At 37.2% G+C, this 12197-nt stretch carries 8 protein-coding genes and 1 pseudogene; 3 read left to right on the top strand and 6 right to left on the bottom strand.

Translation table 11 applies throughout. From position 1 onward, the window contains the following. Positions 1 to 199: pseudogene (locus AAC037_RS08550) on the top strand (short-chain dehydrogenase); the annotation flags it as partial. Here the strand turns inward: AAC037_RS08550 and AAC037_RS08545 are convergent. The 6 genes from AAC037_RS08545 to sucD all read right to left on the bottom strand — a co-directional run bounded on the left by AAC037_RS08545 (position 186) and on the right by sucD (position 9489). Beyond that, positions 186 to 689: a histidine phosphatase family protein gene (locus AAC037_RS08545; protein ID WP_339902591.1), complete on the bottom strand. Its 504-nt coding sequence runs from the start codon at positions 687 to 689 to the stop codon at positions 186 to 188. The pseudogene AAC037_RS08550 and the gene AAC037_RS08545 overlap by 14 nt on opposite strands. 788 nt (positions 690 to 1477) lie before the next feature. Beyond that, the gene (locus tag AAC037_RS08540; RefSeq protein ID WP_339902590.1) at positions 1478 to 2938 is read right to left on the bottom strand and encodes a PhoPQ-activated protein PqaA family protein; all 1461 of its coding nucleotides are present in this window, start codon (positions 2936 to 2938) and stop codon (positions 1478 to 1480) included. A gap of 65 nt (positions 2939 to 3003) precedes the next feature. Next, a complete protein-coding gene (locus AAC037_RS08535) occupies positions 3004 to 4503 on the bottom strand; it encodes a c-type cytochrome domain-containing protein (RefSeq protein WP_339902589.1) in 1500 nt (499 codons plus the stop codon). A gap of 64 nt (positions 4504 to 4567) precedes the next feature. Then, positions 4568 to 5953 carry a DUF1552 domain-containing protein gene (locus tag AAC037_RS08530; RefSeq protein ID WP_339902588.1) on the bottom strand — a complete coding sequence of 462 codons (1386 nt, stop codon included), beginning with the start codon at positions 5951 to 5953 and terminating at the stop codon, positions 4568 to 4570. A gap of 161 nt (positions 5954 to 6114) precedes the next feature. Continuing rightward, complete coding sequence (locus AAC037_RS08525; RefSeq protein WP_339902587.1) at positions 6115 to 8073, bottom strand: DUF1592 domain-containing protein; 1959 nt, start codon at positions 8071 to 8073, stop codon at positions 6115 to 6117. A gap of 534 nt (positions 8074 to 8607) precedes the next feature. Then, positions 8608 to 9489 carry a succinate--CoA ligase subunit alpha gene (sucD, locus tag AAC037_RS08520; protein ID WP_339902586.1) on the bottom strand — a complete coding sequence of 294 codons (882 nt, stop codon included), beginning with the start codon at positions 9487 to 9489 and terminating at the stop codon, positions 8608 to 8610. A gap of 523 nt (positions 9490 to 10012) precedes the next feature. Between sucD and AAC037_RS08515 the strand changes: the two genes are divergently transcribed. Both AAC037_RS08515 and AAC037_RS08510 read left to right on the top strand, forming a co-directional pair. Continuing rightward, on the top strand, positions 10013 to 11386 hold the full coding sequence (locus AAC037_RS08515) for a PAS domain-containing sensor histidine kinase (protein ID WP_339902585.1): 1374 nt from the start codon (positions 10013 to 10015) through the stop codon (positions 11384 to 11386). Between the two features lie 42 nt (positions 11387 to 11428). Beyond that, a partial coding sequence (locus AAC037_RS08510; RefSeq protein WP_339902584.1) for a response regulator occupies positions 11429 to 12197 on the top strand: 769 nt, incomplete at its 3' end.

Genomic DNA, 12197 nt, shown 5'->3' with positions numbered 1-12197 from the left:
CCCCGGAGTAATTGATACCCCTATGCAAGCTTCCATCAGATCTGCAAGGCCAAACGAATTCAGCAGTCTTTCTAAATTTAAGTCCTTAAAAGAGGATGGGGAATTGAGTACTCCTGAGGACATTGCCCAAAAAGTGCTTTATTTGATAGCCCATCACAATTCATTCGATGAGGTGTTACAAGATGTCAGGAAGTTTTAGTGCTTAAGTTTTTAGGGTAATCATACATCCAGAATGTGGCATTCGCTTGTGTGATATCTTTCCAGTGGTCCACGTCAAACTTAAAACCAAAAACTGCAGCAGTAGGAAGGTTGTCTAGCTTTTCTCCAAAAGAATTGATAAGCTGGGTCAAGGCAGGGTTATGGCCAAATATAAATAGGGTATCAATTTTATCACTTGTTTTTTTAACCTCATTAAGGTGCTCTTTTACAGAGCTCATATAAAGATTCGGGCTAATCTCGTAAGGAATGTCTAATTTTTCATAAGATTCTAGGTAGAATGCAGCTGTCATTTTTGCCCTCAATGCGTCTGATGTCAGAATTTTTTCCGGAATAATATGGTTAGCATGTGCTCTTTTAGCCATCATTGGGGCATCACGCAGGCCTCTTTTAGCCAATGGCCTTTCATGATCCGTTAAGCTAGCATCACCCCAATAAGATTTTCCATGTCTGCATATCATTAATTTTTTCATAGGAGTACTTATAAATTGAAACCCATTTCTAAAGCAAAAATTGAAAAGTAAACTGTATTAGACGTCTTGCTCCAAGCTTCATAGTCTATATGCTTGCCAACTCTCCGTTTGGATTTGTTGTAAATATAATTCTTTTGCTTTCAACCAAAATAATATAATGGTTAGAATCATAGCTATTAATGGATATTTAAAGTAAGCACCAATCAATATATTAGCACTTTAAAGGTTTTTTCTATCTTAATTACTAGTAATGTTGAGAAAGCTTCTTCTCTGTAAGGCTATGAAAATTGGGTGGCATAGCTTAGGGATAAGGGTAGTGAATTTTTTTACATTCTGCGGATATACCTGAATTTAATTCCCTGTAATACAGTAAGTCAACATAGGTCTTTTTGATCAAGAAAAGTGTGCGGCAATAAAACCATCTTGGGGGAACGCTAAATGCCATCAATTTAAACAAAGGTGAAATAGAATGGTCGGTTGCATTGAGAGAATTTACCGAAACGGCGGAGAGGGGGAATTCCTCAAAAAGGGACGGATAATCATGGTGGTCCGGTGGTAATAGCAGGTGGTTTGGTATTTATTCCTGCTTGAAAGGATGAATACTTTGAGGCATTTGATTAAGATGCTAGGGAAAAACTCTGTAAATTTTAATTGCAGGCAAAAGGCTATGCCAGTCCTTTGGTTTGATCAGCTGCCGGAAAAAAATATATAGTAATCGTCACAGAAGGAGGTGAAATGGGTACTCCTTCCGTGGGATTACTACATGGCTATTGTGCTATTTGAGTGGTTCAATCTAATGAGGTTCCTTTTCTTTTTTCTGGTACATATAATTCGTGCTCATATGTTTCCGGAAGAACTTTTATCCCTGTGGTAAATTTTAATGGTGCCTGACCCGCGTAGGTAAGTTCAACAAAATGACCAGACCAGCCTTTAGAAGGAGCGTCAATTGGAATAGAATATTCTCCATCTGCTTCAAAAGGAATATTTGTAGCTTTCCATTTAGGACCCAAGGCATCAATCCTAAAATCTCTTGTAGATTCGTTTGTAGCAGTCCATAATTTTATTGCCACAGGGGGGTTGTTGATGTCTGTTTTTACTATGATCTCATCCTCTTTTACTTCCCAGCTATAGGAAGGTCGCTTTACATTATTAATGATTTGCGAATAAAAACTTAAAAGAATCTGTGGAGCATCGGAATTTTTAAGTCCATGACCGGCATTGGGAATATAAGCTACATGGCTTTCTCCGGGAAGATCATTCCAATAATATCTCCAGCTGTCCGGTAGAAAAAACTGATCTCCTGAACCATTAATGAGTAATTTTGGGATGTCTTGGTATTCCTCCAGAAACTGGTATGGTTCTACGATTTCAATTAGACGTTCAAATTCTTTACTGTCCATCCAATCAAATATTTTCTCATGCTTGTAATCATTCACCGCCGGAGCCCAGAAACCATAGGTTTGCCAATGGTGCTTGAAAGAAGGTGTTAAATTAAGCATGTCAATTACGATAGGGACCATTCCAATTACCCGATCATCTACGGCTGCAGTGGTCCAAGTAGTCCAACCTCTCTTTGAGGCCCCAGCTACCACATATTTATCTAGAGACAAATCCAAATTGGTTTTAGAATAGTCCACCACAGCATCCATGGCTGAAACCACAGCTTTAGTCATAGGGAATCTAGCCAACCAGATGGCATCTTCATCTTTAGCACCTCGTTCCATAAACTCTCTCCAGCCATAAGCTATAATGGCATCTTCTGTCCTTAACCCAAGGGTGTCGCCCACAAATTCTAAAGGCTGAAAAGGGATGTTATGAACTTTTATTGCAGTAGACCCTGACGATAGCGCGGCTTGGAGAATCATGTCATCAGGCTTTTCCGGTAAAGTGGTGTTTTGGCTTCCTCCTGAAATGATTAGCAAAGAGGTATTGTGTTTAAGCTCATTGGGAACAACAAATGAAACCCAATGCCACCATTTGGTTTCATTTACTTCATTTTCTGTTAACCAATTTTGAGAGATGACTTTGAGAACATAATAAGAATAACCTTCACCTTTGGACTCAAAAGCCAACTCATAATCAAATACATCCAAATCTTCCTCAATATAGGCCTTTAAAAGGTCAATACCTTTAACTTTATTTTCTACTTCGACTTGGTTTTCAGAGCTTACTTGGGATTGGCAATGGGTGAAACTAAAAAGGCTAATGCCAATTAAGAATACCAGGTGTAATGCTTTGTGGATCTTCATTGTATGAAACTTAAATTTTAAAAGTATTTAGTGACAATAGTACCTAATTATATTAAAAAAGACCATTAATAAAATGGTCCTTCTTCCAAAATTATTTCTAATTCAGGTTTATGTTTTTGTAGGGCAGAAATTACTTCCGGTTTTACCGGTGTTCCAAAGAGGTAAACTTTTTGAAGGTTTTTAAAGCCAATAAGGTGAAGCAAATTCCCTTCATCCAGAGGTGTAAAGGATAAATTCAGTTCTTCGAGGTTTTCAAGGTTTTTTAAATAGGGGAGGCCTTCTCCCTTAATGTTTGTTTTTTGTAAGATTAACCTGCGGAGTTGAGGCATTTTCCCTAAAAGAAATAATGCATCATCATCTATATTGGATGAAGCTAAAGAAATCCGAGAAAAGTAGGGGAAGTAAGGTGAAAAGGCTTTGATTTCTTCGTTTCCGATGTGAGCTGGTGGAAACCTCATTTTCAACCCGAAAAACTTGCCGTTGGACCGATCATCCGCCGAAATATCAACTCCCATTGGATCTCCTATTTCTCTAAGTTCTTGAAGAGCGGCTTCAAAAGCTTCTTTTTCCTTTATTATTTTATATTGTGCTTGCTGGATATCAGGCATCAAGGCTTCTATTTCTGTCAAAACCTCATCATTGTCAATATCTCCATAAGTTAAAGTATCTGAGGCCCCTCTGCTTATCCAATAAGAAAGTAAGCTGATTTCATTATCCGTTAAGCCAGGCTTCCCTTCGGGTGGCATCCTTTCGTCATGATCTTCGGGAAGTAAAACCCTCACCATCACTTCACTCTTTGAAGTGTCACCGGGAATTACTGCTTGTTTTTTGCTTTTACCACTTGCAAAAACCTCATCATAATTATTCAGAAGCAAGTCTCCTTTTGATTTGTTTTCATTGTGGCAGGAAACGCATTTTGTTTCGAAAATGGTGGCGACCATGTCTTCATATAGGAGCATGTCCTCAGGAGCTTTATCAATCTTTTTGGCAGGTAATAGCGCATCGATCGGAGCGGTTAAAAAATCTTCTCCATGTGTCAATGAACCTCCCATATGACTTGTATAGGCCAGGGAAAAATTAGCCAGAATCAATAAGGAATAAAAAAGAAAGCCTGCTTTCAATTTCCTTTGGAAATTCAATTCGTAGAGGATCAGGCATAAAGTGATAGAAATTCCTGTGGCCATAGCTCCATTGAGGTGATTACTCACTAAATTGCCTGAATAGGACTCCGAAATAAAAAGTAAATAACCGGCGAGGATAGAGACAAATGAGAAAAATACAGAAGTCCATAGTAGGGAAAGAATGATTATCGGCTTATTAAAATTAGGATTAAAAAATCCCATCAATAAAAAGCCTGTGGTAACAAGGATCAATACGATAGGAAAGTGGAGTACAAGGGGATGAAACCTACCTAGTAAAACAAACCAGTCGTTTTGCTGGTCAAAATTAAAAGGCACCAACAGTATTATTAGGTAAGAAAAGATAAAAATTGATGGTATTATTATTCTTTTACCGAATAATTTTGTCCACATTTTAGTGGAAGAGGGCAATTCCTTGTTGTCCATATGATTCCTGTATAGCAGACACCGAGTGCCTGTTATGATGCGTGTATTTTAATAGGTTATGTGTTTAGGCCAAGATTCCTTCTAAGGTGCCTGTACTGTCTGCAAATTTTGTTTCATTCATGCCTACAGCTTGCATCCAAGAGGTATAGAGGTTAGCCAACGGAGTGTTTTCCTGATAGATTAGATTTTGTCCGGAATTTATTTTATTTCCTCCATGTCCTCCAACTATAATCGGTAGGTCCCTAGGGGAATGTCTGTTTCCATCCCTTAGTCCAGAAGCAAACATGACCAAGGAATTGTCTAGTAAGGTACCATTCCCTTCCTTGATTGACTTTAATTTGTCTAAAAAGTAGGCATATTGTTCGAGATGCCATTTGGTAATGCGGTCATACTGTTCCATTTTGCCGGGATGATTCATATGGTGGGAGATTGAGTGATGGGCACCATTCACGCCTTCCAAAAATGAAAAGTTTCTGTTGCTCACAGAGTTTCCAAACATAAAAGTGGCTACCCTGCTGGCATCACTCCACATTGCCAAGGCTATTATATCGAACATTAGCCTGGTTTTTTCTGTTACATTCACACCGCTATGCACTTCAGCATACTCTTCAATATCTTGGTTAACCCTGATTAATTCACGTTTGATATCCGGTGTGATATTGCTGGCAAAATCCTTTAAGCTGTCTTGGTTATTGATTCTCTTTTCAATAGACCGGATAGATTCCAAATACTCTTCCAATTTATCTTGATCAGACCTTCCCAAATTGGTTTTAAGTGATTTGGCATCCGCTAGAACGGCATCAAGGATACTGCTTTTATAGGGGTTTTCTTGCTTGTTATTTCCCGGTATAAAGGTTCTAAACAACCTGTCAAAAGCCATTCTGGGATCAATCTCTTTGGAAAGCGGGGTCATTGCATTTTTCCAGGAGATGCTACTTGCATAAAGTCTGGTAAAGCCTACATTAATATCTACTCCTGTTTGTATTCTATCCAAGCCATATTCCAGAGAGGGGAAAAGGGTTTCATTTTTATGGTGATTGGCAATCAATTGATCGATCGAAATCCCACCACTATTGATATTGTCACCGGCAGTTTTTTGTATAGGGAGACAAGTGAGGAGGTTAGCCGTTTTGGCATAGTGGCCATCTGCACCTTGAAAAATAGAATGTTTGTTCATTAATTGCCCCAGTACCAAAATATCATCTTTCAAATGCGACAATGGAGCTAAAGTAGGAGAAAGGATATAATCTTTTCCGGATCCTTCAGGCGTCCATCTACCCGGGTGAACCCCATTGGGCATAAACATGAATGTGGATCGTACTGGAAAACCATCATTGCTATAACTCCTTAAACCCAAAGGAGAAGCCATGGCTTCCATAAAGGGTAAGGCTATAGCTGCACCCACACCTTTCAATAATTTTCTTCTAGATATTTGCCACTTCTTATTCATATCATCAAAATATTTAAAGCAAAATTATGCTTGAAAATAATATTTAAAACCAATTGATTATTGCCAGCCTTACTATTAAAACATAGTTATTCAATACATTATAATAAAATAATCTAACTAATCAAGGCGGTTAATGCTAATCATCAAGTTTATTTCAATTGTCAATCAATTTCATTCACCTTTTTTTGAAAATCTTTTATTTTCATTCTAAAAGGATAGCTTTGAACCAATGCCGCCATAAATACATCCGGATCAAAATCATTTTCTATCAATGTTGCTGACAATTCCCGAATGGCAGTTTCATCAGTGAACGTTGTACCTCTACCAATTGCAAAAGACAATGATTTTTTGGAGAGATTACGTGCAAACTTTTCCTTTTCTTTCATAAGCAATCGCTTCAGTTCTCCTGGCCCTTCAAAGGTTTCTCCGGAAGCGAGTACCCCTGCCGGGTCAATGGGAGTGCTGCCATAGCTTTCTCTCCATTTCCCGTCTGCTCCAAAATTCTCCAAACCAAGACCTAAAGGGTCCATTTTTTCATGGCAGGACTGGCATGCCGGATCTTCACGATGTTTTTCTAAAAGTGCTTTTAGTCCAAGTTCTTCGTGTAAAGCCTCATCTTCAGGCAATTCTGCGACATCCGGTGGGGGCGGTGGGGGAGAAGTGCCCAAAATTTCTTCCAATACCCACTTTCCTCTTAGCACCGGACTGGTTCGTGTGGGTAATGAGGTAACTGCCTGCACGCTGCCTAAACCTAAAAAACCACCTCTGGAATTATTAGCTAATGCAACTTTCTTAAAATTATCTCCTTTGACTCCTTCAATCCCATAGTAATTTGCTAATTCCTCATTAAGAAATGAATAATCACTATTAATTAAATCCATGAAGTTTTTACTTTCTGTCATCACATGGTGAAAAAAAGAAATGGTCTCCTCAAACATGGCTTCTCTAATGGATGGGGTAAATTCCGGGAATCGGACTAAATCTGCCAAAGGGGCATTAGGGTCTTTTAATTTATTGATGCCTAGCCATTGGCTTACAAAAGATTCAGAAAATCTTTTTGATTTTGGATCATTAAGCATTCTCTTGACTTGATTTTCTATTTCTCCCGGGGCTTGTAACCTACCTTCCATAGCCAATTTGAAAAGTTCATCATCCGGCATACTAGACCATAAAAAATAAGACAATCTAGTGGCCAGTTCAAAGTCTCCCAAAGCGATGGGCTCAGGGCCCAAAGGCTCTTCTTCCATCTTATAAAGAAAAGATGGGGAAATTAATATAGCTTTAAAAACTTCAGCAATAGACCTATTGAATCTTTGCGGGTCAGGTTCTTCAGAATTTGCATTATATACTGATGAAAAAAGCTTGATGAATAATTCCTTTTCTTCTGTTTTTATTAATCTTCTATAGGCCTTACTCGCAAAAGGAAACAGTACCTCTTCAGCTGCTTTTTCAGCTGAGTTTAAGGGTTCAAAATCACTAATGAACTTAGGCAAAAGCCAGTTTAAAAAACGTTGCAAAATATTTTGTCTATAGGATTTGGGAACCAGTTCAGACCACTTATTATGGTCTTCATGAAGTTTTGTTACTATTTCCTCAGCAGCATCGTAGTACCGTTCCATTTTCAGAGGAGTGAAAAACAAGGAGCCTCCTTGATTGTCAAATCCGCCACCTCCAGAACCATCTGCAGGAAATCTGTTGCTTGCATCAAAATTCACCCCGGTCAAATCTAGGATGGTATAATGATATTCTCGATGACTTAATCTCCTTATGATGACTTTTCCGGGTGTCCTTTTTTCCAGCGATTTTATAAGGATACCATTAATACCGTCGAGAAGTACATGATAATCTTTCTCATTTAATTCAGGCTTATTTGATGGAGGCATTTCTTTAGACTTGATCTGGTCTACCACCTTAAGCCAAAATTGCCCATCTTTTATTATCCGCCCTTCCTCTTCATATCTCTTTAGATTTACACCGCCTTTGGGGTTTCCTGTGTTATGGCAGGAGTAGCAATGCTTGTCCAATACCGGAATGATATCAGATTTATAATCTAAAGTTTCCTGTGCTTCAGCCACAAAAATACAAAGGGAAGCAAAAACCATCAAAATACAAGATTTCATCAATGGCATAGGTTTTATTTGGATTCGTTTTAAGGTTATGCATTAAATTTAATGTAAATAACTGAATATTTCCAATACAAATTTGATAGATGGTGGGAGTAGGCCTGTAAAAATATATTTAAACTGTGAATTTCTTAGTAAATTAGGAAATGCCTAAAAATCAGTTTCTTTTAAGAACAAGGCTTCGTGTTTTGTTCTAGATGTACCAAAGCTATTGGAAATAAAAGTTTTTTAGTTGTTTTGGAAGTTGGCCTATCTGTTGGTAGACCTTTAACACTATAATGGACTTCCTTTATATTTGTTAAAATAGTTTTGAAAAGCCATTTCGTTGCTGTTACTTTTTCTTTACAGCAATGCTATGCTAAAACTTTCAAACAGACTGATCTTCATACGATTGCAGCACTTATTACCTATCTTATTTCCCATTCCGGGTTGAAAAATTTAAGTAATCTTTGGTAAAGTGTAAATAAAAAAGGAGATCAACTGATCTCCTTTTTTATTGTTATGATATATTAGTGTACAAACAAAATAAAATTAGGCGTCTACTCCTAATGCTTTTGCCATTACTTCACCAATTTCAGCAGGGGATTCTGCTACAAAAATACCATTCTCTTTCATGATTCGCATTTTAGCAATGGCGGTATCATCTTTTCCACCAATAATGGCTCCGGCATGTCCCATTCTTCTACCCGGAGGTGCAGTTTGGCCGGCAATAAAGCCTACTACAGGTTTTTTGTTTCCGTTTTCTTTGATCCATTGGGCAGCTTCTGCTTCGTAATTTCCGCCAATTTCACCAATCATAACGATTGCATCAGTTTCCGGATCTTCCATTAACAATTGTACCGCTTCTTTAGTAGAAGTACCAATTATAGGGTCTCCACCAATACCAATAGCAGTTGAAACTCCCAATCCAGCTTTTGTTATTTGGTCAGCTGCTTCATAGGTAAGGGTTCCTGATTTGGATACCACACCTACTCTTCCTTGCTTGAATACGAAGCCAGGCATAATTCCCACTTTAGCTTCACCCGGAGTGATTACCCCAGGACAGTTAGGACCTACCAAAATAGCACCTTTTTTCTTAACGTACGGCTTGGCTTTCATCATGTCCTTAACAGGAATTCCTTCAGTAATGGCGATGATTACTTTGATGCCTGCATCTGCAGCTTCCATAATCGCATCTGCTGCAAAAGCCGGAGGAACAAAAATTATAGTAGTATCTGCTCCCTTAGTTTTTACAGCATCTTCCACCGTGTTGAATACCGGTTTGCCTAAATGAGTACTGCCACCTTTACCAGGAGTTACACCTCCCACAACGTTGGTACCATATTCTATCATCTGTTGGGCGTGAAAAGAACCTTCAGTTCCTGTGAACCCTTGTACAATTACTTTGGAATTTTTATTTACCAATACGCTCATAAGTCTACTTTTAATTATTTTGCTACAAAAATAGGAGATAAAGGGTGATCACAAAAAGAAATTGCAAACAATATCAATTTAATTTAAACTATGAATAACTTTTTATATTTTTAGGGAAGATAATTGACCCTATGAATTTAAGATTGCCAAATTACCTCTTTTTAATTTTAGAGTCTCTTTATTTATGGAAGAGCGGTGCTAAAAATATTGTTTTGACTATGTTGAGAAATGATTTGTTACAAATTTTAATCAGTAAGCTAGGTGATAATTGGGTAATTATTTTTTTTAGAAAAGTTTTATTAGTCTTCAGCGAAATAATTTTTTTTATAAAAACACATCTAATTTTTTGTTTAAAAATTTTAATGACCTATTTTTCTTTGGCAAAAACCGAGAGGCAATTGGTTGAATTTGAAAAGGGTTGGATTCATTTTGAATTACCAATAGGGTACTCCAAAATGAAATTTGGTAGGTTGAATAGTATTGATGCAAGATTTTTTAATTGTCAAACTTTTGTGAATTTGAAATGAATCGATCTCCAAAAGTGATAGATAGGTCTCGGGATGCTTGGGATTGTATTAGTAAAATGCCCCATAATAATAGTTTGTGTTTGAGTATGATGGCTTTGCCTACAGATCAAGCTCTTCTAGAGGATGGGCAGTTGATTGTAGAAATTCCTTTTTACAGTAATTTTTGGTTCCTTATTATCGTATTTACCATATTGATAGCCATCATCTATGGTGTTTGTTTTTTTGTTCAGCAGACAAGAGATAAAGGGGCCTTAAAAAATAAGTTGCACAAAAAAAATCTGGAAATTGCAGAAAGGGAAGATCGATTTAAGGTTGTTTGGGACAATTCACAGGATGGTCTGTTGCTTTCTGTACAGGGAGGGGTGGTTTTAGCAGCAAACCCATCTTTTTGTTCGCTTGCGGAAGTAAGTGAGGCTCAGCTTCAGGAAAATGGTTTGCAATATTTGTTTAGAGACAATAAAACCTTTGAAAAGTTAAGAGGTGAAATTGTTAGTGAATTGAAAGTTAGCGATAAGGTTATAAAGGAGTTTGAGTTGCCATTGCAGTCAGGAGATAAAGAGATTGAAGTTTCCATTTCAAAGATGAAGGAGGAGATTAATGGGAAATTTATGTATTTAAATGTCTTTCGGGATGTTTCCAAAAAAAAGGCCTACGAGAGAGGGTTGGAGATAGCCAAGGGTAAGGCCGAGGAAATAAGCCATCTCAAAAGCAATATTATTTCCAATATGAGTCATGAGATCAGGACACCCTTGAATGGCATACTTGGAAGTACTGAATACATTATTCAAACCAGATCCAATGATAAGGAATTAATTGAGCATTTGAATATTATAAAAGAAAGTGGTGACCGATTGTTACATACCATTACCAACTTTTTGGACTTGTCTTCCCTTGAGTCGGATGAGTTAGGTGTGGTGATGGAAAAAACCAATGTTAATGATTTTATTTCAAAAATATTGATTAATCATAAATCCATAGGAATAAAAAAAGGTATCTTAGTCACTTCAAAATTTCTTACAAAACCATTTTATGCCAATTTAGAGCGTAAATACCTGCAAATTATTATTAATAATATTGTGGGTAATGCCATCAAGTATTCAGAAAAAGGCATGATACTAGTGGTTGTGGAAAAAGTTGAAAATGACATGATTATCAAAGTTCATGATCAAGGTATTGGTATTAGTAAGGATTATTTGAATAAATTGTTTTATCCATTCGAGCAAGAAAGTAAAGGTTTTAACCGTAAATTTGAAGGTTCAGGTTTGGGATTGGCCATTACAAAACATTTGGTAGAAAAACTCAATGGAAATATTGAAGTGGAAAGTGAGAAGGGGAATGGGACTTTAGTAAGAATTTTAATACCGGTTTAATGATTAACCATTTTGGGGCACATTTTTAATTAATATTGTAGTATGTTTTCTCTTAAGATTTTAATAACCGAAGACGATACCGTTTCGGCACTTTTATTGAAAAAAGCACTTGAAAAGAATCACCACCAAATCATTGGAATGGCTGACTCGGGTGAGATAGCTTTGGAAATTCTTGAAAAAAATCATGCAGATATTGTCATGATGGATATCAACCTTTCAGGAAAGCTGGATGGTATTAAAACCACTGAAATTATCAATGAGAAGTATAATATCCCGGTGGTATACCTCACAGCGAGTTCTGATAGTGAAACCCTTCAAAAAGTGGCGGTTACCAATCCCAGTGCTTATGTGATCAAGCCCTTCAATATAAGAGAATTAAATATGGTGATTGAATTGGCCATATTTAAAGATAAAAAAGAGAAAGAGCTCCAAAGCTTAAATAATGAATTAGAAGAAAAGGTTAAAAAACGTACAGCAGACTTAAATGAAGCCAATAAAGAGCTGCAAAAGGCCTTGGAGAAAGAACGGGAATTGAGTGAATTAAAATCTAGAATTGTTCAAAATGTTTCCCATGGATTCAAGACTCCACTGACATCCATTTTAAGCTCTGCCCAATTGCTTAAACTTTATGCTGAAAAGGAGCATCCTTTTAAAGCAAAATTGGTTAAGCATGCCAATAAAATTGAAAATTCTGTTAGAAACCTAAATAGCTTGTTGACGAGTGTCCTGTTTTTTGGGAAAGCAGATGCAGACAAGATGAATTATAAGCCGGTAAGGATCTACACTTCCGCATTTCTCAATGAAGTAGTAG

The organism is uncultured Cyclobacterium sp. (genome assembly GCF_963976465.1).
Lineage (GTDB): Bacteria > Bacteroidota > Bacteroidia > Cytophagales > Cyclobacteriaceae > Cyclobacterium.
The sequence above is the reverse complement of the archived record's forward strand: the minus strand, read 5'-3'. Positions and strand labels throughout refer to the sequence as shown.

Bases quoted from the DNA above. Each gene is read 5' to 3' on its own strand.
- AAC037_RS08540 (WP_339902590.1), bottom strand. From the start codon at position 2,938: ATGAAGATCCACAAAGCATTACACCTGGTATTCTTAATTGGCATTAGC.
- AAC037_RS08515 (WP_339902585.1), top strand. From the start codon at position 10,013: ATGAATCGATCTCCAAAAGTGATAGATAGGTCTCGGGATGCTTGGGAT.
- AAC037_RS08545 (WP_339902591.1), bottom strand. From the start codon at position 689: ATGAAAAAATTAATGATATGCAGACATGGAAAATCTTATTGGGGTGAT.
- sucD (WP_339902586.1), bottom strand. From the start codon at position 9,489: ATGAGCGTATTGGTAAATAAAAATTCCAAAGTAATTGTACAAGGGTTC.
- AAC037_RS08530 (WP_339902588.1), bottom strand. From the start codon at position 5,953: ATGAATAAGAAGTGGCAAATATCTAGAAGAAAATTATTGAAAGGTGTG.
- AAC037_RS08535 (WP_339902589.1), bottom strand. From the start codon at position 4,503: ATGGACAACAAGGAATTGCCCTCTTCCACTAAAATGTGGACAAAATTA.
- AAC037_RS08525 (WP_339902587.1), bottom strand. From the start codon at position 8,073: ATGAAATCTTGTATTTTGATGGTTTTTGCTTCCCTTTGTATTTTTGTG.